The sequence below is a fragment of the Halpernia sp. genome (assembly GCF_048269545.1).
GTDB lineage: Bacteria > Bacteroidota > Bacteroidia > Flavobacteriales > Weeksellaceae > Halpernia.
This window is the reverse complement of sequence record NZ_JBLXIJ010000001.1, coordinates 274,232-295,163: the sequence shown is the minus strand read 5'-3', so window position 1 is coordinate 295,163 and position 20,932 is coordinate 274,232. Positions and strand designations below refer to the sequence as shown.

Below are 20,932 nucleotides of genomic sequence, written 5' to 3'. Positions count from 1 at the left end.
CATGAATTCAATTTTACAATTATTTCAAAAAACAAGAAGGCATTCCGTTTCTTTATGTGAACCGCTGGAAATTGAGGATTATATTCCACAGCCTGTAGATTTTGCAAGTCCCCCAAAATGGCATTTAAGTCATACAACATGGTTTTTCGAAGAAATGATTTTAAAGAAATTTTTTGAAAATTACGAAATATTCAATCCTCATTTTTCTTTTTTATTTAATAGTTATTATCACACAATCGGAGAAAGAGCGATCCGAACAGAACGTGGGACCATTACAAGACCAACCGTAAAAGAAGTTTATGAATATAGAAAATATGTTGAAAAATATATAGAGGAATTACTACAAAAAGAGGTGGATTTAAAATTAGAAGAATTGATTATTTTAGGAATTAATCATGAACAACAACATCAAGAATTATTAATTACAGATTTAAAACACACTTTTTCCTACAATCCAATTCATCCTGTTTATAAAGAAAATTTTAATTTAACCGCACAAGAAAATGAAGAAGAAGGTTGGTTAAAAGTTCCAGAAGGAATTTATGAAATTGGTTTTAAAGGCAAAGGTTTTCATTTTGACAATGAAGAAGGATGTCATAAAATTTTTCTTCAAGAGTTTGAAATTTCTAAAAGCTTAGTTACAAATAAAGAATTTCTTGAATTTATGGAAAATGGAGCTTATGAAAATTTTAAATTTTGGCTGGATGAAGGTTGGAATTGGGTCACAGAAAACAATATAAAATCGCCACTTTATTGGAAAAAAATTAATGAAAAATGGTTTTCTTACACGCTGGAAGGTCTGAAACCAATTGAACCAAATCATATTTTAACACACATTTCTTTTTACGAAGCGCAAGCTTTTGCCACTTGGAAAGGTTTGAGATTGCCTACTGAATTTGAATGGGAAGTTGCTTCAAACCATTTAAAATGGGGAAAAAGATGGGAATGGACATATTCCGCTTATCTTCCTTATCCGAATTTTAAAATTGCAAAAGGAGCAGTTGGGGAATACAATGGAAAATTTATGATAAATCAAATGGTTTTGCGCGGTTCTTCAACCGCAACTCCAAAAGGACATGAAAGAAAAACATACAGAAATTTTTTTCATCCAAAATACAGATGGCAAATAACCGGGATAAGATTAGCAAAATGATAGAAAACGAAACTTTTTTAAAAGATGTTAATGAAGGTTTTAGCCAAAATCCCAAACATATTTCTTCTAAATATTTTTACGACAAAATAGGCGATAAATTATTTCAACAAATAATGGATTTGCCAGAATATTATTTGACCAATTGTGAAATGGAAATTTTTCGTGAACAAAGTGACGCAATAATTTCTTCTTTCGAAATTAATAAAAATCAAGAATTTGAACTCATTGAACTTGGCGCAGGAGATGGAAAAAAGACTCAATATCTATTGGAAGCTCTTTTAAAAATAGATTTTAAATTTAAATATATTCCAGTTGATATTTCACAAAATAGTCTAAATATTATTTCTGATCGTTTATTAAAGTTATTTCCAAACCTTTGTATTGAAGCCAAACAAGGAGAATATTTTAATGTTTTAGAAGAATTATTTAACTCAAAAAAACCGAAAATTATTTTGTTTATCGGTTCCAATCTTGGGAATTTGAATGATCAAGTTGCGCACAATTTTTTGCATCAATTGGCAGAAAATTTAAAAGAAGGTGAAAAATTATTATTGGGCTTAGATTTAATAAAATCTAAAGAAATAGTTCTTCTCGCATATAATGATTCACAAGGAGTCACAAGAGATTTTAATCTTAATCTTTTGGCGAGAATTAATAAAGAAATGGACGCGGATTTTGATTTAGAAAATTTTGAACATTTGCCATTATATACCGAAGAAGAAGGTGTTGCAAAAAGTTTTTTGAAAAGTAAAATTAGGCAAAGTGTTTTCATTAAACCTTTAAATAAAACTTTTGATTTTGAAGAAGGTGAATTAATAAGCACTGAAGTTTCTAGAAAATATAATGATGAAATTCTAGAAAAAATTCTACAAGATTCTTCGTTGAAAATTCAAGATAAATTTATGGATTCAAAAAACTATTTTGCGGATTATATTTTAACTAAAAAATGAAAATTGAAAATCACACAAAAGGAGTTTTAGGTTTAGGAAAAGAATCAACGCTTTATTATTTAGATAGAATTCATCAGAAATTTAGTGAAATTAAGGGAGGGTTTTCTACGTGTCCAATGCTTTTGTACCAAATTGATTTCCAGGAAATAAACACATTTTTACCCAATCAATTTTCTTTTTTAAAACCCAAAGTTGAATTCTATTTAAATAAAATTTCAGAATTAGGAATTTCAAAATTAATTATTCCAAATATCACGCTTCACGAAACTTTAGAATTAATTAAAATTCCGTTTGAAATTTGTCATCCAGTCGATTTAACCATTAAATATTTAAAGAAAAAAAACATTTCTGAAATCGTTATTTTTGGAACAATTTATACAATGAATTCCGACTATTTGAAGGAGAAATTTAATTCTGAAAATATTAAAATAATTCAACCTTCATTGAAAGATCAAGAAAATATTGATAATTTTAGAAAATCAGTTTATGATAAAAAAACTTCTAAATCACAAGTAGATAATTTTCAATTTTTAATTAAAAAATACTCTGATAAATATTCAGTTGTAATTGCTTGTACAGAACTTTCAATATTTGCTCCGAAAGAAAATAAAAATATTTTAGATATGGCTGAATTACAAATGGAAGAGTTTTTAAAATAATTTAGTTAAAAACCTGATTTTCTTGCTCTTGCACACGAATGAAAGTGGTTCGCTTAGACAATTCTCGCAACGCAGAAGCGCCTACATAAGTACAAGTTGATCTTATTCCTCCTAACAAATCTTTTATGGTGTCCGCAACAGCGCCTTTGTAAGTTACTTTTACAGTTTTTCCTTCGGAAGCTCTATAATTTGCAACACCTCCAGAATGTTTATCCATCGCAGTTTTAGAACTCATGCCGTAAAAAGAACGGAATTTTTTGCCATTTTCTTCAATCATTTCACCGCCACTTTCGTCGTGACCAGCTAACATTCCACCGAGCATTACGAAATCTGCGCCGCCACCAAAAGCTTTTGCAACATCGCCTGGAATTCTACAACCGCCATCAGAAATTATATGTCCACCGAGTCCGTGCGCTGCATCTGCGCATTCTATAATTGCGGAAAGTTGCGGATAACCAACTCCCGTTTTTATTCTTGTGGTACAAACTGAACCTGGTCCAATTCCAACTTTTATAATATCTGCGCCGGCTAATAAAAGTTCTTCCACCATTTCACCTGTTACAACATTTCCTGCAATAATTGTTTTTTTAGGAAAATTAGCGCGTGTTTTTTTTACAAAATCTACAAAATGTTCGGAGTAGCCATTGGCAACATCCACACAAATAAATTCAATTTGCTGAAATCTTTCAATTATACTTTTTATTTTTTCGCCGTCATCTTTGCCAGTTCCTGTGCTTAATGCAAAAAAATTATAGAAATCTTCCGATTTATTTTGTAAAAAATTAGTCCATTCTTCTATGGAGTAATGTTTATGAATTGCTGTGAAGATTTTTTGTTGAAATAAAGCATTTGCCATTTCAAAAGTTCCAACAGTATCCATATTTGCAGCCATAATTGGAACACCTTGCCAAGATTTTTGGGAATGTAGGAATTTAAAATTTCTTTCTACAGAGACCAAAGATCTTGATTTTAAAGTGGATCTTTTGGGGCGAATCATTACATCTTTGAAGCCTAATTTTATATCGTTTTCTATGCGCATTTTTTTGTTTTAAATAAAATTAAATATATAAAAAATTATGAAGCGGAAACCGATTTCAAACCGATAATTGAACCAATAAGTGTAATTAAAAAAAATATTCTCCAAAAGTGAGCGGGTTCTTTAAAAATAAATATTCCCATTAAAACCGTTCCAACTGCGCCAATTCCCGTCCAAACGGCATAAGCCGTTCCGATTGGTAAAGTTTGTGTGGCTTTTAATAAAAGCAACATACTGATTGTTAGTGAAATTACAAATCCTGCGTACCAAAAATACATTGTATTTCCGGAACTTTCTTTTGCTTTTCCTAAACAAGAAGCAAAAGCGACTTCAAATAATCCAGCAATAATTAAAATAATCCAGTTCATAATTTAGAAAAGTTTTTAAAAATCTCAGTCATTTAAAATTTCAGAAAGTTCTGCAATATATTCGTGCGCCGTTAAATCAAATTTTACGGGAACAATAGAGACAAAACCGTCAGTAAGAGCAGTTTCATCTGCATCTTTGCCGGAATCCATATTATTAAAATAGCCGGTTAACCAAAAATATTTTTTTCCGTGTGGGTTAATTCTTTCATCAAAATTTTCTTCCCATTTTGCGTCGGCTTGTCGGCAAACTTTAATTCCTTTTATTTCATTTTCTTTAAGATTAGGAATATTAACATTTAAAACAATGCCTTTCGGTAATGGATTTTCTAAAATATTTCTGACGATTTTTTGAATGAATTTTTTTCCTTGCGTGAAATCTGCCTCCCAAGAAAAATCTAAAAGAGAAAATCCAATGGCTTGCAAACCTTCCATTCCAGCTTCAACTGCAGCACTCATTGTACCAGAATAAATAACGTTTATTGAAGAATTTGAACCGTGATTAATTCCCGAAACTACTAAATCTGGTCTCCTTGGTAAAATTTTGTCTAATGCAAATTTTACACAATCTACTGGAGTTCCGGAAAGAGCGTAATCTTTTTGCGAACCTTCGAGTTGTATTTCTTCGTAAGTTAGAGTAGAATTAATAGTTATGGCGTGTCCTTTTCCAGATTGGGGAGAATTTGGAGCAACAACAATTACGTCGCCAATTTCACTCATAAAGTTGACGAGATTTCTAATTCCTGGAGCTGTAATTCCGTCATCATTGGTTACTAAAATCAAAGGTTTTTGCATAGAAAATATTGTTTTTGCAAAATTAATTAAAAACTTACGGCTTCTTCGCAAATTAGGTATTAAATTTGTTAACTCAATTTTCTTTTGAGTAACAAAAAATCATTATTAAAGACTTATTTAAATATATATAATTACAAATGTTCAAAAACTTTAAATTCAATAAAATTTTACTTTTTATTCCGCTTACAACTTTAGCTTTTTGTTTTAATTCTCCCAAGGATGATGATCAAAAAATGTCAACTATAATGATTAGCGTTAAAAATACACTTTCTTATCTTCATTACAGTCCGAAACCAATTAATGATGCTTATTCACAAGATGTTTACAAGCAATTTTTTGATATGGTAGATCCATCGAAACGTTATTTTTTAGAATCTGATATGAAAGATTTTTCTCAATACAAAACTAAATTAGATGATTATTTAATTAGTGGGGATCTTACTTTTTATAAAGCTACAACAGATAGGCTTTATCAAAGAGTAGATGAAATTGATAGTATGACGCAAGATATTTTTAAAAAACCAATTGATTTAAATGAAAATGACAGTTTAATTATTGAGCCAAAAGACAAAGTAAATCCTGCGACTAAAGAAGAACAATATAAAGAATGGAAAAGATATATTAAATATAATATTCTTCAGGAAATGGCGACTTTAAATAATAAAGAAGAAACACAGAAAGCAAAAAAAGATTCTGTGCAAAAATTTAAACTTAAGGACACAATAAAACTAGTAAATCTAACGCCTCAAGAAAAAAAAATAAGAGCAACCAATGAAGTAAAAGATCTGGTAACGGATACTTTTAGAAGGTTTAAGAAAAGAAAAAAAATGAATTGGTTTACGGTTTATATGAATGCTTATACTCAGGTTTTTGATCCACACAGTAATTATTTTTCACCAAGAGATAAAGAAGATTTTGATAGTAGTTTTAGTGGTAAAATAATTGGAATTGGTGCTATTATTCAAGAGAAAAGAGGGTTTTTATATTTGGGAACTTTAGTAACAGGAGCTCCCGCCTGGAAATCTAAACAATTATCTGAAGGAGATAAAATTTTGAAAGTTAAATCTAAACCAAATGAAGATCCTGTAAATGTTGTAGGAATGCTTGTGGAAGAAGCCGTACAACTTATTAGAGGAGAAAAAGGAACGCCTATAACTTTAACGGTTGAGAAAAAAGATAAATCCATAAAAGATGTCACACTTATTCGCGAAGAAGTTGAGATTGAAGATACTTTTGCAAGAAGTATTTCAATACAATATAAAAATGGAAAAAAATATGGCTATATAAATTTACCTGGTTTTAACGCAGATTTTAATGATCCAAAAGGTAGAAATGCTTCCGATGATATTAAAGCGGAACTCATAAAGTTAAAAGCCCAAAAAGTTGATGGAATTATTTTAGATTTAAGAAACAATGGAGGTGGATCTTTAACTGAAGTTGGAGATATTATGGGACTTTTTATGGATGGAGGAGCTTATGTACAAGTAAGAAATGGAGACGGAAAAATTCAAACTTTAAGAGACAAATCTTCTTCTCCAATTTGGACGGGACCACTGGTAATTATGCAAAATGAATTATCTGCTTCAGCTTCAGAAATTTTAACCGGCGCAATGCAAGATTATGGAAGAGCTGTAATTGTTGGTTCGCCACAATCGTACGGAAAAGGAACGGTTCAAACCTTTGTAGATTTAAATCGTTTTTTAAATACCAATGATGATTTTGGTTCTTTAAAATTAACCATTCAAAAATTCTATAGAATTACGGGAGAATCTACACAAATAAAAGGCGTAAATTCTGATATTTCTTTAAAAGATTTTTTTACAAACTCTGAAATTGGAGAACGTTTTGGGGATTACGCTTTACCGTGGGACAAAATTGCAGCTACTAATTTTCAAAAAATGAATATTTTTAATATTACAGCTTTAGAGAAAGAAAGTAAAGCCAGAATTGAGAATAATGTTAATTATCAATTGCTTCAAAAATCTGCAGAATGGAAAGACAATTTAGATAAAGAAAAGAGCATTACCTTAAACGAAACTAAGTTTATGGCACTTATGGCAAAAAGAAAAGAAGAAATAAAACAGTTTAAACCTTTAGAAAAATATAATAATAAATTAAATTTTATTATCAACCCAGATGAAGTTTTAAGAGAAAAAAGTGACACTGTTTTTGCTAAAAAAACAAAAGCTTGGACAAAAAACCTAAGCAAAGATTTCTATTTAGATGAAGCTGTAAATATAGTTTCTGAAATGAAATAATGAAAATTAAGACAAAGAAAAGAGCAGTAAATTTTTACTGCTCTTTTTATTATTTTAAAAATTAAAAATTATTTAATCTCCACACAACCCACTCTTCCACCTGCATCACCAGTTGGTTGCGTATGAAAGTCATCTTTTCCTGAATGAATTACAATCGCTTTTCCTACAATATTTTTAGATTCATCAGAACATCCGAGACACCATTTATCAGTTTTAAAAATTAATCGCGCCGTTCCATTTTTATCCGCAACTAAATTTCCAATATCTCCCATGTGAAAATGTTCAGAATCCCATTTTCCGTGTTCGTCTTTTGAAGGATTCCAATGTCCACCTGCAGATTTTGCGTCGGTTGAAGAGCAATCTCCAAATTCATGAATATGAACTGCGTGAGTTCCCGGCGTTAATTTATAAACATTCAAATCCATTGTTACTGTTTTTCCTTCTTGGCTAAATTTCGCCGTTCCCTGCGTGCTTGTTCCGCTTTTGGAATTAATAGTATCCGTCATTGTTTTCATTGTTCCGCAAGATGTAACTAAAGCGCCACTCGCAGCAAATAATAGAAATTTTAAATTTTTCATAATATATTTTTTAATGTTTTTAACTTCAGAAAAAATCAGACCAAAACGATTGAGATTCAGAAATCAACAGTTCAGTTAAAAAAATTAGCATTTAAAGATACAGTGAAATTATCTTTGCTCAAAATTAAAACCATGAAAACTTTTTCAAAACTTCTTCTTATTTTCTTTTTATTAATGCTTTTGCCAATTGCGGCACAAATAAAAATTAGCGGAAAAATCACCTACAAAAACAAAGGCATTCCAAATATATCTGTCACATTAAAAGACACTTATGACGGCGCAACTTCAGATAAAGACGGAAATTATAGTTTTGAAACATCCGAAAAAGGAAATCAAATATTGGTTTTTACCAATTCTAAATTCGAAGAAGTAGAAAAACCAATTGTTTTAAACTCTGAAAATATTTCCGTTAATATAGATTTAAAAGAGCAAGTTAATGAAATTGATGCAGTCGTCATTTCTGCGGGAAGCATTGAAGCAAGCGATAAAAAACGCGCCACAGCTTTATTAACGCCGATTGATATTTACACAACAGCCGGTGCAAATGGACAAATTTCTTCTGCGTTAAATTATCTTCCGGGCGTTCAAAAAGTAGGGGAATCTGAAGGTTTATTCGTGCGGGGTGGAACTGGCGCAGAAACTAAAATTTTTATGGACGGAAGTTTAATTAATAATTATTTTACTAATTCTGTCCCGGGAATTGCAGGAAGAGACCGTTTTAATACTTCACTTTTTAAAGGAAATATCTTTTCCAGCGGCGGTTATTCCGCACTTTACGGACAAGCTTTGTCGGGAGTTTTAGTTTTAGAAAGCGTGGATTTACCGGAAACGACTTCTTTCGATGTCGCGATTTCGCCAATTTTTTTAAGCGGAAGTTATCAGAAATTAAGCAGTTCAAAAACCTATTCTTATGGTGCAAGTTTGGGTTATTCTAATTTAAAATTTGTTCAAAAGATTTTAAATTTTAATACCGATTTTGAAAAAGCACCAGAAAGTATAAACGGTGATGCCAATTTTAGAATCAAAACTAAAAGTGGCGGATTTGTAAAATATTACGCCAATTTTGACACGAATAAATTGGGTGTTTTCTCAGAAAGTTTAGAACCAAATATTGATAAAAATAAAGTGGCTTTAACGGGAAATAATATCTATCAAAATCTTTCATTTAAACAAAAATTCGGGAAATATTTATTAAATTTAGGAACTTCTTACGCTTATAATAAATCTGATATTCAATTTTCTTCTTTGTTAAATAATGTTCCGCAAAGTAGTTTTTCTACAAATACTTTAGGAAATTATTTAAATGCGAAAGTAGTCGTAGAAAGAAAAATAAATAGAATTTCTGCGTTAAGAGGAGGTTTTGAATTTAATAATGCGAATGAAGATTTTCAATATGATAATTTTCACAAGAGATATTCAGATTTAATTTCTGCCGGATTTTTAGAAACAGATTTAGGATTTTCTAATAATTTTTCTGCGAAGATTGGCATTCGCGCAGAAAATTCTTCTTATTTAAAACATTGGAATTTTGCACCAAGAGTTGCTTTAGCTTATAGATTGACAAAAGAATACACCACTTCTTTGGCGTATGGAATTTTTTATCAAAATCCCGAAAGTAAATATTTGAATTCTTCTGCGCCGCTAACCTTTCAAAAAGCAGAACATTATATTTTTCAGGTTCAAAGAAATTCAGATGGTAGAAATTTACGTTTTGAAGCTTTTTATAAAAAATACGATCAACTCATAAAAACTTCTGGAGGTCAAAGTTTTCAAACCGCAATAAATAATAATGGAAATGGTTACGCAAAAGGCTTAGAATTTTTTTGGCGCGATAGAAAATCAATTCCAGATATAGATTATTGGATTACTTATTCTTATCTCGATTCTAAACGAGATTTTCAAAATTATCCAGTAAGTTTAATGCCAAGTTTTGCTGCAAAACATACTTTAAATGTGGTTGCCAAAAAATTTGTAACAAACTGGAAAACAGGATTTAATTTGTCTTATACTTATTCTTCTGGCCGTCCTTATTACGACATTATTGATAATAATGGACAAAATATTATTCGCCACGAAGGAAAATTAAAAGATTACAGCGGTCTTAATTTCAGTTTAAATTATCTTCCAAATTTGGGTAAAAAAGATTCTAAATTCTTTACTGTTTTGGTTTTAAGTGTTTCTAATATTCTGGGTCAAAAAAATGTTTACGGATACAACTTTTCCAGCAATGGAATGAGAAGTTCAGCTGTTGTTCCACCAGTAAATACTTTCGTTTTCGTCGGTGCTTTCATCAGTTTTGGTGTTGATAAAACGAATGATGCAATTAATAATAATTTGTAGGAATTCGCATTTAGCAAGTTCAAGAAAGCAATTTTACAAGTCAGAAATAAAAATCAACCGTTCGGTAGAAATTAATTTAAATCAGAAAAAATCAAAAGTATCTTTACATCATTATTAACAAATCAAAAAAAGTATTATGAAAACAGTTAAAAATTTAGTTTTAAGTCTTGCATTAACTTTCACAGGAATTAATGCTTTTGCTCAAAGCGCTTATGAAAAAGCAATGACGGACAAAGTTTCGAAAGTTCAGCACAGCCAAAATGCAGATGAATTAACGGCACTTTCTAATGATTTTGCTAGAATTGCCTTAAAGGAAAGTAAAGAATGGTTGCCACAATATTACGCGGCTTTTTCAGACATTCAAAAGGGAAGAATTTTAATGCGAGAAGGAAAAGTTTCCGAGCTTGATGTTTTGGCAGATAGTGCCTTAAAACACATTGATTTAGCAAAAGCTATTTCGCCAAACAATGCAGAAATTTTGCTTCTTGAAAAAATGGCGCATAGTTTAAAAATGATGGTTGATCCGCAATCTCGTTTTATGACAGAAGGTTCAATTTCAGCAGGATTACTTTCAGATGCAGAAAAATTGGATCCAGAAAATCCAAGAATTACTTTAATAAAAGCAGAAGACACTTATTACACACCAGAACAATTTGGTGGAAGTAAAGAAAAAGGATTGGAATTATTTAAAAAAGCAAAAGCACAATTTGCAACCTACAAATCACCTTCCGCTTTAAGTCCAACTTGGGGAAAAGAAGAAGCAGATTATTTCCTTTCTCAAGAGGGGAAATAATTTTAGAATCATTAATGAAACTCTGCTTCGGCGGAGTTTTTTTATTCCGATTAATTATGGTTTAGCATTATTTTCTCATTCCGAAAGAATCTCAACAAAGTAAAGCGCCGTCAAAATTCGTTCGGAAAGACAAACACTATTTTATTTAAAACCATTCAGTAAACGAAAATAACCGTTCAGTGGAAAATAATTGTAATCGCCTGAATCTGAGTTTATCTTTACAGTATTAAATCAACAAAAAACATCGAAATGGAAACTTACATTTTTACACAAAAGGAAAAATTAGAACAAGCAAAAAACCGAGTGAAACACATCAAAGGGTTTTACAAACACGCAACCGTTTATTTTTTTGTAAATCTATTCATAATCGCAAGTTGCTATATTGATAATCCATTAAGTTTAAACTTATCGGATCCTTATATGACGGCTGTTTTTTGGGGAATCGGACTTTTCGCACACGGATTTTCAGTTTTTGGAAGAGATTTTCTTTTTGGTAAAAACTGGGAACAAAGAGAAATTCAGAAAATTTTAAATAAATAATTTTAAGTTATTTTATTATTTAAATTTACAAAATGGATTTAAAAGATTTGAGAAGAAAATTAATATTAATGCTCTGGATTTCCTTCGGAACAGGGGTTTTCTTTTTTGCATTTTTTACGCCAGACAAAAGTTTTACAAACCTGATTCTTAGTTTTGTAATTTCTTTTATGTATTCTTTTGTTTTCATCATGGGAAATTCCTATACGAATAGCTATCTCAATTCAAAATATTCTTGGATAGAAAATACTAGAACTAGAATTATTTTAGGAATTATTTCAACGATTTTTGTGAATGTATTTCTAGTTTTTATATGTAATTATTTAAATTTAATTATCATTCAAAAGAATACTGTAACTAATTTTTTTACAGGTTCAATGGGGCAATTTAATTGGTTAATGATCAATATTGCACTTTTAATTTCTGCGATAATGCACGCAAAAGGCTTTATGGAAGAATGGAAAAAATCCTCTAAAAAAGAAGTTGTAGAGCAGAAATTAATTGCAAAATCCGCCAATGCGCAATTTGAAACTTTAAAAAACCAATTAGACCCACATTTTTTATTTAATTCACTTAATGTTTTAAGTGCATTAATTGATGAAAACCCAGAATATGCGCAAAAATTCACGGCTTCAATGTCGAAAATTTACCGCTATATTTTGGAACAAAAGGATAAAGAATTGGTTTCTGTAGAAGAAGAATTAGATTTTGCAAAAACGTATTGTGAACTTTTGAAAACCCGTTTTGAAGACAGCGTCACTTTTGAATTTAATGTGAATGAAAATGATAAAAAAGATTTTGTAGTGCCTCTTTCTTTACAGCTTTTATTAGAGAATTGCATCAAACATAACTTTGCCACTTCATCAAAACCTTTGCAAATAAAAATCAGTTCTGAAGACGGATTTTTAATGATAGAAAATAATTTACAATTTAGAGAAAACATCAAAGAATCTTCTGGAATTGGGCTTTCAAATATTGTTCAGCGTTACGCATTACTTACAAAAAGAAATGTTTTTATAGAAAAATCTGAAGCTTATTTTAAAGTAAAAATTCCAATATTAATAGAAAAAACAACGAATATGAACACAACAAATTATTCAGAAAATTCGGCTTATGAAAGAGCCGCAAAACGCGTCAAAGAATTGAAAGGCTTTTATGGAAATTTAATTTCCTATTGCTTGGTAATTCCATTTTTAATTTTTGTAAATCTTTATACCGCACCAGATTACCAATGGTTTTGGTGGCCGATGCTCGGTTGGGGAATTGGTTTGGCTTCTCATGCTTTGCAGGTTTTTGGGATTAGCAAAGATTGGGAAGAGCGACAAATTCAAAAAATATTAAATAAAGAAAACCGTAATAATTATTAAAATGGAAAATTTATCACAAAAAGAAATAGATTATTCTATCGCAAAAGAAAGAGTTCACAGTATGAAAAGGTTCTATGTAGGTGTCGCCATTTTCATTCTTGTATTTTCAGTCTACAATGTGGAAAGATTTTTCAGAACAGGCGAACTTACTTTTTTAGAGTTTCATAGGTTTGGTGGGATTTTCTGGATCTGGGGAATTATTTTAGTGGTAAAAGGTGTAAAATTATTTTTCCTCAATCAAGACTGGGAACGTAAAATGATGGATAAAGAACTAAATCAAAACGGCCATGGAAAACTATAATTCAGACGAAATAAAATATCTTGAAGCCAAGAAAAGAGTAAAGAGAATTAAGGGTTTTTACACGCATTTGATTGTTTATGTTTGCGTTAATCTGTTTATCGCCTATTATAATTATCAAGATTTAAAACCAGGCGAAAGTTATTTTCAATTTCATAATTTCCTAACTTTATTCTTCTGGGGAATTGGACTTGCAGTTCATGGATTAAGTGTTTTCTTACCAAATTTTATTCTCGGAAATGATTGGGAAGAACGTAAAACCCGTGAATTAATGGATAAATACAAATAAAAATGGAAACAGCAACAAACATTATAATGCTTATTTGGGCGCTTTCTGAAATTTTTCTACTCTTAAAAATGCGTTCTGGGAAAAACGATGAAAAAGGAAAAGACAAAAAGTCGCTGTCTTACCTTTGGATTGTGATCGGTTTCAGCATATTTTTCGGAATATTCATTTCTAAAGCAAATAGTTTTCCGTTTTATAGCAATCCGGTTTTTCAAATCATTGGTTTGGCTTTTTTAATGTTGGGTGTGATTTTTAGATTGGTTGTGGTTTATAATTTGGGCAAATATTTTACCGTAGATGTTACTATTGTAAAAGATCATAAACTAATTACTGACGGATTTTATAAATACATCAGACATCCATCTTACACTTTTTCACTGCTAACTTTTGTTGGTTTAGCGTTGATTTTAAACAATTGGATTTCTGCAATAATTCTTATTTTTCCTGTCTTTTTAATGTTTTTTTATAGAATGAATATTGAAGAAAAAGTTTTAAAAGATCAATTCGGGAAAGAATATGAAGATTACATGAAACGTACGAAACGACTAATTCCTTTTATCTATTAAATAGTGCCGATATTTCCACTTTGTCAAAGTTTTCCGAAGAGTGATTGTATTTTGACAAAGTTTTTAAATTAATTAAAATAATGCAAAAAATTAAAACCGTAATCATAGAAGATGAAAAACCAGCCGCTCGGAAATTAGAGCGAATGTTAAGCTTGTTACCTGATTTAGAATTGGTTGCAAGTTTGTCATCCGTAGAAGAAAGTATGGATTGGTTTAAAAATAATTCTTCTCCAGATTTAATTTTTTCAGATATTATGTTGGGTGACGGAATGTCTTTTGAAATATTTGAAAAATTTCCTGTGAAAAGTTTTATAATTTTTACCACAGCTTATGATCAATACACATTAAAAGCTTTTAAACTAAACTCAATCGATTATCTTTTAAAACCAATTTTACAAGAAGATTTGGAAAAATCCATTGATAAATTCAAAAGTTTTATACCAAATGAATTATCTTCTAATGAATTGAATTATAATAATCTAATTAAAAAAGAAGAACCAAAACTTTCCAGAATTTTAGTAAAAATTGGCTACAATTTAAAAATTATTTCAACTGATGAGGTAAGTTGCTTTTACAGTGAAAATAAAATAGTCTATTTACAAACAAAAGACCGCGTTTATCCGACAGATTTTACTTTAGAAGAACTGGAAAATTCATTAGATTCTAAAAACTTTTTCCGCGTGAATCGGCAAATAATTATTAATTTAAATTTCATTAAAAACATTCATACTTCACCTTTTTACAAAGTCGATCTAGAATTTCAACCAGAATTGGAAATTACGGTGAGTCGTGATCGTGTAAAGGATTTTAAAGATTGGTTGGTGAAGTAATTTCTAAGAAATCACCCCACTTCCCAAAAGTTCATCTTCCAAATACCAAGCTGCAAATTGTCCTTCTGCTATAGCGGATTGTGGGTTTTCAAATTCTATAAATAAACCTTCTTCAAATTGATAAAGCGTGGCTTTTTCTAAAGGTTGTCGGTAACGGATTCTTGCTAAAATTTCTAAAGATTCTCCCTTTTTTAATTTTAAATCTTCCCGAACCCAATGAACATCTGTATTTTCAATTTTCAAGGCTTTTCTGAAAAGTCCCGGGAAATTTCTGCCTTCACCCACGAAAATTAAATTTTCCTTCATGTCGCGAGAGATCATAAAACAGGATTCTTTGTGGCCGCCAATTCCCAAACCTTTACTTTGTCCGATGGTGAAATAATGCGCGCCTTGGTGTTTTCCAATCACTTTTCCGTCTGATTTTTTGTAATTTATTTTATCGGAAAGAAATTCTAACTCTTCCAGTTTTGAAGAAAATTCTGGTTTTTCTTGGTGATAATGCTCAAAGTCTTTAAAAATTTCTACAATTTCGCCTTCTTTTGGTTTTAGTTGTTGTTGCAAAAATGTGGGTAAACTCACTTTCCCGATGAAACATAAACCTTGCGAATCTTTCTTTTCAGCAGTTGCAAGATTTAATCTTTTAGCAATTTCCCGAACTTCAGGTTTTGTAATTGCTCCAATTGGGAAAAGAGATTTTGATAATTGCTCTTGATTTAATTGACACAAAAAATAACTTTGGTCTTTATTGTCATCTTTACCCGCTAAAAGGTGGAAAATTTCCTTTCCATTTTCATCAAAAGAAGAATTTACTTGTGCGTAATGCCCCGTCGCAACTTTCTCAGCACCAAGCGATAAAGCCGTTTTCATAAACACGTCAAACTTCACTTCCCGGTTGCACAAAACATCCGGATTTGGCGTGCGTCCATTTTTATATTCATTGAACATATAATCAACAATGCGCTCTTTATAAAGTTCGCTCATATCGATTACTTGAAAAGGAATTCCTAATTTTTGAGCAACCAAAAGTGCGTCATTACTATCTTCAATCCACGGACATTCATCTTCCAAAGTTACCGACGCATCATTCCAGTTGCGCATAAAAAGTGCAATAACTTCATGTCCTTGTTGTTGCAACAAATGCGCTGCAACACTAGAATCTACACCGCCGGATAAACCAACTACCACTTTCATATCAGTATAAAATATTTTTGCAAAATTACGATTTATAAAGTTTAAATAGTTTTTAATCTGTCTATAAAGATTATCTGCTAATTTATATTTGGAGTAAAAATTGCTTAATTAAAATTTAATTTAAATAAAATGAGCAGAGGTTTTGTAAAAGAAGATGACCAAGAAGAAGTGCCTATAATTGCGCCACGTGCAGATTTGCCAATTAATGAAGAAAACTTTGTCACACAAAATGGAATGGATTTGCTTTTAGAAGAACGCCAAACTTTATTACTTGAACAAGAAAATCTGGATAATTCCCAGGAAAAAGAATACAGAATTGCTTTTAATTATATCAATGCAAAGTTAAAATTGTTGAATGAAAGAATTAGTTCTGCTAAAATTATTGAACCAGAAAAATTACCGCAAGATCAAGTCCACTTTGGCGCGACAGTGACTTTTAAAAATTTAGAAAATAATCAGAAACAAACTTTTCAAATTGTGGGTGTAGATGAAGCCGACATTAAAAAACAAAAAATATCCTTTATCACACCTTTAGCAAAAGCCTTAATGCATAAAAAAGCATGTGAAACCGCAGTTTTAAACTTAGGTGAAAGAAAAAATGAGTTTGAGATATTGGTAATTAAATATTAGAATTTTAATTTGTTCTTTTTCTTGATAAAAAAGAACGAAAAAATCAAGACTGGAAACTCACCTAAAAATTAGATTTTAATGCTAAAATTTCCAAACTCGGGCGGAAAGTTCAATTTTGTTTGTGCTGATTATTTTTTTCCGCCACTCAAACACGGGAAATTTCTTAACGAATTAAAATCTAATTTTCTTAACGGTTCCGTTTCCTAGGTCAGTTGTAAGTTGTTCAAAAAGTCTATTTTTTTTAAATCAAATTATTCTTTTTGACGTAATTAGTTGGACAATTAAAATAGTAACAGATATTAATAATCCTAAAACCGAAACGCCGGTCCAGCCAAAAGAATTCCAAGCAATTGCACCTAAACTTGTTCCCAAAGCGCCGCCAATGAAAAAACCAACCATATAAATTGTATTCACGCGGTTTCTGGCTTCAGTGTTTTTTGAGAAAATTATATTTTGATTTGTAATGTGAAGCGCTTGAACGCCCAAATCAATTAAAATTACACCGATAATTAAACCAACAATTGAATGTGAAGAAACTAAAAATATGAGCCAAGAAAGAATTAATAAAATTGCCCCGGAAATTATTAATTTATTTTTGCTCACTCTATTATTCAATTTTCCTACATAAACTGCGCCCAAAGCTCCCGCAACTCCAAACAATCCAAAACCGCCTGCAACTGCACTTCCGTAATGAAAAGAATCTTCCATCAAAAAAACCAAAGTTGTCCAAAACGCACTTAAACCCCCAAAAGCTAACGCGCCCCGAAGTGTTGCTAATCGAATAGTTGGATCTTTTTTAAAATAAAACCAAAGCGATTTCATTAATTTCGAATAACTTTCTTTGTAATCTGGTTTGATTTCTGGGATTTTTGCATTTAATAAAATAAAAAACAAAGCCATTAAAGTTGCCGCTCCATAAAAAACACTTCGCCAACCGAAATATTCCCCAAATAATCCGCTTAAAACTCGACTTCCCAAAATCCCGATTAAAAGTCCGCTCATTACAATTCCAATCGCTCTTCCGCGAGTTTCATCATTGCTTAAATGCGCAACCATTGGAACAAATATTTGTGGTAAAGTGGAGGTGAATCCTATTAAAAAACTGGAAATAATTAAGAATATTAAAGAGTGTGAAAAAGCCGCTCCAATTAAAGAAAGTACCAAAACTAAAAAATCAATTTTAATGATTTTGATATTACTGATTTTGTCACCTAAAGGAATTATCAATAATAAACCAAGTGCATAACCTATTTGCGTGGATAATGCGACGTTGCTCACTTGAGCATCGGTAACTTTCAAATCCAAAGCAATATCGTGAAGCAACGGCTGATTGTAGTATAAATTTGCCACAACCAAACCTGCTGAAACACTTAAGAGATAAAGCGTAGGATTTGATAAATTATTTTTCATTCATTCTTTTTAATAAGATTTACAAAACTATAAATCTTAAACGATAAATTAGTATTTCTGCTATTGTATAAATGAATAAACTTTGGTACTAAAATCTATTAGAAAAATTTATATTGAAAAAAATCCCCGCTACAATTGTAACGGGGATTAATGATTGTTAAGAAAATTATTTTACTTTTTCTTTCACTTTTTTAGACTCACTTTCCAAGCCGTCTTTGGCTTCGTTGAGATCTAAAATGATAGTTTCGCCTTCTTTCAGTTTTTTATTGACGAGCATTTCTGCCAATAAGTCTTCAATATATTTTTGAATTGCACGTTTTAGTGGTCTTGCGCCAAAATCTTTGTCCCAACCTTTATCTGCAATAAATTCTTTGGCTTCATTAGTTAAACTAACGTGATAATTTAATTTTTCTAATCGGCTGTATAATTTCGCTAATTCTAAATCTATAATTTTAGAAATATCTTCTTTTTCAAGATTATTAAAAATCACCACATCATCAATTCTATTCAAAAATTCTGGAGCAAATGCTTTTTTCAAAGCACTTTCAATAGTGCTTTTTGCTCTTGCATCGGAATTGTTTTTTTTCGTGCTTGTACCAAAACCTACGCCATCCCCAAAATCTTTAATATCGCGCGTTCCAATATTTGAGGTTAAAATAATGATTGTATTTCTAAAATCTATTTTTCTTCCCAAACTATCAGTCACAAAACCTTCGTCTAAAATTTGAAGTAAAATATTAAAAACATCAGGATGCGCTTTTTCTATTTCATCTAAAAGTAAAACAGCGTATGGTTTTCTGCGAATTGCTTCGGTTAATTGCCCACCTTCTTCGTAACCAACGTATCCGGGAGGCGCTCCAACTAATCTGGAAACTGCAAATTTTTCCATATATTCACTCATATCAATTCTAATAAGTGCATCATCAGAATCAAATAATTCGCGCGCCATTACTTTTGCTAGTTCTGTTTTACCAACTCCAGTTGTTCCAAGGAAAATAAAAGTTCCAATTGGTCGGTTTGGATCTTTTAAACCAGCGCGATTTCTTTGGATGGCTTTTACTACTTTTTTTACAGCATCTTCTTGTCCTATTACTTTTCCGTTAAGTTTAGCATCCATTTGAGCCAGTTTATCTAACTCATTTTTGCCAACTTTTGTTACAGGAATTCCGCTCATCATAGAAACCACTTCTGCCACATTTTCTTCGGTAACTTGTTCTTTTTTCTCTTTAATATCTTCATCCCATTTTTGTTGGGCAGAACTTAATTCCATTTGTAAGCGTTCTTCTTCATCTTTCAGTTTTCTCGCTTCGAGATAATCTTGTCTTTTTACTGCTTTTTGTTTTAGCTCTTTTATTTCGTCAATTTTTTTCTCATGATCTACAATTTCTTCCGGAACTTTCATGTTTTTCATATAAACTCTAGAACCGGCTTCATCCAAAGCGTCGATTGCTTTATCGGGTAAAAAGCGATCTGTAATATATCTTGCAGTTAAATTTACACAAGCATTTATTGCTTCATCTGTATAAGTTACATTGTGATGATCTTCGTATTTATCTTTTATTTGTTTTAAAATTAAAATTGTTTCTTCAATATTGGTTGGTTCCACCATTACTTTTTGGAAACGTCTTTCTAAAGCACCATCTTTCTCAATATATTGTCTGTATTCGTCCAAAGTTGTTGCACCAATGCATTGAATTTCTCCTCTTGCCAAAGCAGGTTTAAACATATTTGAAGCGTCTAAACTTCCAGTAGAACTTCCTGCGCCTACAATGGTATGTAATTCATCAATAAATAAAATGACATCACGATTTTTCTCAAGTTCCGTCATTATGGCTTTCATTCTCTCTTCAAATTGACCGCGGTATTTTGTTCCTGCAACCAAACTGGCCAAATCTAAAGTAATTACACGTTTTCCGTAAAGAACTCTGGAAACTTTTTTCTGTTGAATTCTTAAAGCCAAACCTTCTGCAATCGCAGATTTACCCACACCTGGTTCACCAATTAAAAGTGGGTTATTTTTCTTTCTTCGTGATAAAATTTGTGAAACGCGTTCAATTTCTTTTTCTCTCCCAATAACGGGATCGAGTTTGTCGTCTTTTGCTAAAGCAGTAAGATCTCGTCCAAAATTATCCAAAGTTGGCGTTTTGCTTTTCCCCGTTCCAATGTTCCCTGTTGGTTTTCGCATTTGTCCAAATTCTTCGCGCTCCTCATCATCATCGTAATGACTTGCTTTTGGCAATTGACCCGAGTTTTTCAGCATACTTTTATATTCTAAAGACACTTTATCATAATCGATATCATAAGCATCTAAAATATTAGTTGCAGGATCTTCGGTTTTATATAAAATTCCCAAAAGTAGATGTACAGTATTTATTTCTCCTGCTTTATAGAGTCGACATTCTAATTCAGATCTTTTAATTGCTTGATCTGCTAATTTTGTAAAAGAAATTTTATCAGAATCTGTGATGGAAAAAGGATTAGAATTTCCTACCGTCATTGTTTCTATTTTTCTTTTTATTTGTGTTAGATCAGCTTTAAGAAGAAGTAAAATTTCTTTCGCAGAATTCTCGGAATCTATTATTCCCAAAAGAAAATGTTCTGTATTCAGAAATTCACTGTGCAGTCTTTTAGCTTCACTTTTACTGTGTTTAAAAACTTCATTTAAACCAGTTGAAAATTTATTATTCATATTTTAAATCTGGATCTTGTTAAATCAAAGGTTTTTTAACCTTTAACTTTAATCAAAGTTACAAATACTTTACCAAAAACCTAAAGTGACTTTATGACCTGTTTTTTTTGTAGTTTTGTTTTGTAATAAGCTTTTTTAGCATAAATATTTTATCTAAATTAATTAAAATTTCCTTAGATAAATGGCAAATCAAATTATTTT

At 31.0% G+C, this 20,932-nt stretch carries 20 protein-coding genes; 13 read left to right on the top strand and 7 right to left on the bottom strand.

Annotated features, from left to right (window positions below; all coding sequences use genetic code 11):
• Position 1 precedes the first annotated feature (1 nt).
• Genes egtB through ACN0WB_RS01285 form a run of 3 tightly spaced genes read left to right on the top strand, consistent with a single transcriptional unit; the run spans position 2 to position 2,762 of the window.
• Complete coding sequence (egtB, locus tag ACN0WB_RS01295) at positions 2-1,153, top strand: ergothioneine biosynthesis protein EgtB (RefSeq protein ID WP_417428054.1); 1,152 nt, start codon at positions 2-4, stop codon at positions 1,151-1,153.
• Entirely contained in the window at positions 1,150-2,103 is a 954-nt protein-coding gene (locus ACN0WB_RS01290) for an L-histidine N(alpha)-methyltransferase (RefSeq protein WP_417428052.1), read from the top strand. Before egtB ends, ACN0WB_RS01290 begins: the two co-directional genes overlap by 4 nt.
• Positions 2,100-2,762: an aspartate/glutamate racemase family protein gene (locus tag ACN0WB_RS01285; RefSeq protein WP_417428050.1), complete on the top strand. Its 663-nt coding sequence runs from the start codon at positions 2,100-2,102 to the stop codon at positions 2,760-2,762. Before ACN0WB_RS01290 ends, ACN0WB_RS01285 begins: the two co-directional genes overlap by 4 nt.
• Before the next feature lies 1 nt (position 2,763).
• Here ACN0WB_RS01285 and ACN0WB_RS01280 read toward each other — a convergent pair whose 3' ends face one another.
• From ACN0WB_RS01280 to surE, 3 genes are read right to left on the bottom strand one after another with little or no spacing between them, the layout of a single operon-like run.
• Positions 2,764-3,801, bottom strand: a complete 1,038-nt coding sequence (locus ACN0WB_RS01280) for a GMP reductase (RefSeq protein WP_417428048.1) — start codon at positions 3,799-3,801, stop codon at positions 2,764-2,766.
• A gap of 35 nt (positions 3,802-3,836) precedes the next feature.
• Positions 3,837-4,166: a DMT family transporter gene (locus ACN0WB_RS01275; RefSeq protein WP_417428046.1), complete on the bottom strand. Its 330-nt coding sequence runs from the start codon at positions 4,164-4,166 to the stop codon at positions 3,837-3,839.
• A 24-nt stretch (positions 4,167-4,190) separates the two neighbouring features.
• On the bottom strand, positions 4,191-4,958 hold the full coding sequence (gene surE / locus ACN0WB_RS01270; RefSeq protein WP_417428044.1) for a 5'/3'-nucleotidase SurE: 768 nt from the start codon (positions 4,956-4,958) through the stop codon (positions 4,191-4,193).
• Positions 4,959-5,095: 137 nt separating this feature from the next.
• Between surE and ACN0WB_RS01265 the strand changes: the two genes are divergently transcribed.
• Entirely contained in the window at positions 5,096-7,216 is a 2,121-nt protein-coding gene (locus ACN0WB_RS01265; RefSeq protein WP_417428043.1) for a carboxy terminal-processing peptidase, read from the top strand.
• Positions 7,217-7,284: 68 nt separating this feature from the next.
• Here ACN0WB_RS01265 and ACN0WB_RS01260 read toward each other — a convergent pair whose 3' ends face one another.
• The gene (locus ACN0WB_RS01260; RefSeq protein ID WP_417428041.1) at positions 7,285-7,794 is read right to left on the bottom strand and encodes a superoxide dismutase family protein; all 510 of its coding nucleotides are present in this window, start codon (positions 7,792-7,794) and stop codon (positions 7,285-7,287) included.
• Positions 7,795-7,926: 132 nt separating this feature from the next.
• On the opposite strand from ACN0WB_RS01260, the gene ACN0WB_RS01255 reads away from it, so the two are divergent.
• The 8 genes from ACN0WB_RS01255 to ACN0WB_RS01220 all read left to right on the top strand — a co-directional run bounded on the left by ACN0WB_RS01255 (position 7,927) and on the right by ACN0WB_RS01220 (position 14,811).
• The gene (locus ACN0WB_RS01255) at positions 7,927-10,134 is read left to right on the top strand and encodes a TonB-dependent receptor (RefSeq protein ID WP_417428039.1); all 2,208 of its coding nucleotides are present in this window, start codon (positions 7,927-7,929) and stop codon (positions 10,132-10,134) included.
• A 136-nt stretch (positions 10,135-10,270) separates the two neighbouring features.
• Positions 10,271-10,927: a hypothetical protein gene (locus ACN0WB_RS01250; protein WP_417428037.1), complete on the top strand. Its 657-nt coding sequence runs from the start codon at positions 10,271-10,273 to the stop codon at positions 10,925-10,927.
• Between the two features lie 249 nt (positions 10,928-11,176).
• Positions 11,177-11,467 (top strand): 2TM domain-containing protein, encoded by a 291-nt coding sequence (locus ACN0WB_RS01245; RefSeq protein WP_417428035.1) that lies wholly within the window; start codon positions 11,177-11,179, stop codon positions 11,465-11,467.
• Between the two features lie 32 nt (positions 11,468-11,499).
• Positions 11,500-12,831: a 2TM domain-containing protein gene (locus tag ACN0WB_RS01240; RefSeq protein ID WP_417428033.1), complete on the top strand. Its 1,332-nt coding sequence runs from the start codon at positions 11,500-11,502 to the stop codon at positions 12,829-12,831.
• 1 nt (position 12,832) lies between these two features.
• The gene (locus ACN0WB_RS01235; RefSeq protein ID WP_417428031.1) at positions 12,833-13,132 is read left to right on the top strand and encodes a 2TM domain-containing protein; all 300 of its coding nucleotides are present in this window, start codon (positions 12,833-12,835) and stop codon (positions 13,130-13,132) included.
• Positions 13,119-13,418, top strand: a complete 300-nt coding sequence (locus ACN0WB_RS01230; RefSeq protein ID WP_417428029.1) for a 2TM domain-containing protein — start codon at positions 13,119-13,121, stop codon at positions 13,416-13,418. Before ACN0WB_RS01235 ends, ACN0WB_RS01230 begins: the two co-directional genes overlap by 14 nt.
• A 2-nt stretch (positions 13,419-13,420) precedes the next feature.
• On the top strand, positions 13,421-13,981 hold the full coding sequence (locus ACN0WB_RS01225) for a methyltransferase family protein (RefSeq protein WP_417428027.1): 561 nt from the start codon (positions 13,421-13,423) through the stop codon (positions 13,979-13,981).
• Positions 13,982-14,061: 80 nt separating this feature from the next.
• Positions 14,062-14,811: a LytR/AlgR family response regulator transcription factor gene (locus ACN0WB_RS01220; protein WP_417428025.1), complete on the top strand. Its 750-nt coding sequence runs from the start codon at positions 14,062-14,064 to the stop codon at positions 14,809-14,811.
• Positions 14,812-14,814: 3 nt separating this feature from the next.
• Here the strand turns inward: ACN0WB_RS01220 and mnmA are convergent, their stop codons facing one another.
• On the bottom strand, positions 14,815-16,038 hold the full coding sequence (gene mnmA, locus ACN0WB_RS01215) for a tRNA 2-thiouridine(34) synthase MnmA (protein WP_417428745.1): 1,224 nt from the start codon (positions 16,036-16,038) through the stop codon (positions 14,815-14,817).
• A 93-nt stretch (positions 16,039-16,131) separates the two neighbouring features.
• Here mnmA and ACN0WB_RS01210 point away from each other — a divergent pair, with 93 nt between their 5' ends.
• Positions 16,132-16,632 (top strand): GreA/GreB family elongation factor, encoded by a 501-nt coding sequence (locus tag ACN0WB_RS01210; protein ID WP_417428023.1) that lies wholly within the window; start codon positions 16,132-16,134, stop codon positions 16,630-16,632.
• A 246-nt stretch (positions 16,633-16,878) separates the two neighbouring features.
• Here the strand turns inward: ACN0WB_RS01210 and ACN0WB_RS01205 are convergent, their stop codons facing one another.
• Both ACN0WB_RS01205 and ACN0WB_RS01200 read right to left on the bottom strand, forming a co-directional pair.
• A complete protein-coding gene (locus tag ACN0WB_RS01205; protein WP_417428021.1) occupies positions 16,879-18,042 on the bottom strand; it encodes an MFS transporter in 1,164 nt (387 codons plus the stop codon).
• A 166-nt stretch (positions 18,043-18,208) separates the two neighbouring features.
• Positions 18,209-20,731: an ATP-dependent Clp protease ATP-binding subunit gene (locus ACN0WB_RS01200; protein ID WP_417428019.1), complete on the bottom strand. Its 2,523-nt coding sequence runs from the start codon at positions 20,729-20,731 to the stop codon at positions 18,209-18,211.
• Between the last annotated feature and the right edge of the window lie 201 nt (positions 20,732-20,932).

Excerpts from the sequence above, each read along its gene's own strand:
- egtB (WP_417428054.1), top strand. The coding sequence starts at position 2 with ATGAATTCAATTTTACAATTATTTCAAAAAACAAGAAGGCATTCCGTT.
- ACN0WB_RS01290 (WP_417428052.1), top strand. The coding sequence starts at position 1,150 with ATGATAGAAAACGAAACTTTTTTAAAAGATGTTAATGAAGGTTTTAGC.
- ACN0WB_RS01285 (WP_417428050.1), top strand. The coding sequence starts at position 2,100 with ATGAAAATTGAAAATCACACAAAAGGAGTTTTAGGTTTAGGAAAAGAA.
- ACN0WB_RS01280 (WP_417428048.1), bottom strand. The coding sequence starts at position 3,801 with ATGCGCATAGAAAACGATATAAAATTAGGCTTCAAAGATGTAATGATT.
- ACN0WB_RS01275 (WP_417428046.1), bottom strand. The coding sequence starts at position 4,166 with ATGAACTGGATTATTTTAATTATTGCTGGATTATTTGAAGTCGCTTTT.
- surE (WP_417428044.1), bottom strand. The coding sequence starts at position 4,958 with ATGCAAAAACCTTTGATTTTAGTAACCAATGATGACGGAATTACAGCT.
- ACN0WB_RS01265 (WP_417428043.1), top strand. The coding sequence starts at position 5,096 with ATGTTCAAAAACTTTAAATTCAATAAAATTTTACTTTTTATTCCGCTT.
- ACN0WB_RS01260 (WP_417428041.1), bottom strand. The coding sequence starts at position 7,794 with ATGAAAAATTTAAAATTTCTATTATTTGCTGCGAGTGGCGCTTTAGTT.
- ACN0WB_RS01255 (WP_417428039.1), top strand. The coding sequence starts at position 7,927 with ATGAAAACTTTTTCAAAACTTCTTCTTATTTTCTTTTTATTAATGCTT.
- ACN0WB_RS01250 (WP_417428037.1), top strand. The coding sequence starts at position 10,271 with ATGAAAACAGTTAAAAATTTAGTTTTAAGTCTTGCATTAACTTTCACA.
- ACN0WB_RS01245 (WP_417428035.1), top strand. The coding sequence starts at position 11,177 with ATGGAAACTTACATTTTTACACAAAAGGAAAAATTAGAACAAGCAAAA.
- ACN0WB_RS01240 (WP_417428033.1), top strand. The coding sequence starts at position 11,500 with ATGGATTTAAAAGATTTGAGAAGAAAATTAATATTAATGCTCTGGATT.
- ACN0WB_RS01235 (WP_417428031.1), top strand. The coding sequence starts at position 12,833 with ATGGAAAATTTATCACAAAAAGAAATAGATTATTCTATCGCAAAAGAA.
- ACN0WB_RS01230 (WP_417428029.1), top strand. The coding sequence starts at position 13,119 with ATGGAAAACTATAATTCAGACGAAATAAAATATCTTGAAGCCAAGAAA.
- ACN0WB_RS01225 (WP_417428027.1), top strand. The coding sequence starts at position 13,421 with ATGGAAACAGCAACAAACATTATAATGCTTATTTGGGCGCTTTCTGAA.
- ACN0WB_RS01220 (WP_417428025.1), top strand. The coding sequence starts at position 14,062 with ATGCAAAAAATTAAAACCGTAATCATAGAAGATGAAAAACCAGCCGCT.
- ACN0WB_RS01210 (WP_417428023.1), top strand. The coding sequence starts at position 16,132 with ATGAGCAGAGGTTTTGTAAAAGAAGATGACCAAGAAGAAGTGCCTATA.
- ACN0WB_RS01205 (WP_417428021.1), bottom strand. The coding sequence starts at position 18,042 with ATGAAAAATAATTTATCAAATCCTACGCTTTATCTCTTAAGTGTTTCA.
- ACN0WB_RS01200 (WP_417428019.1), bottom strand. The coding sequence starts at position 20,731 with ATGAATAATAAATTTTCAACTGGTTTAAATGAAGTTTTTAAACACAGT.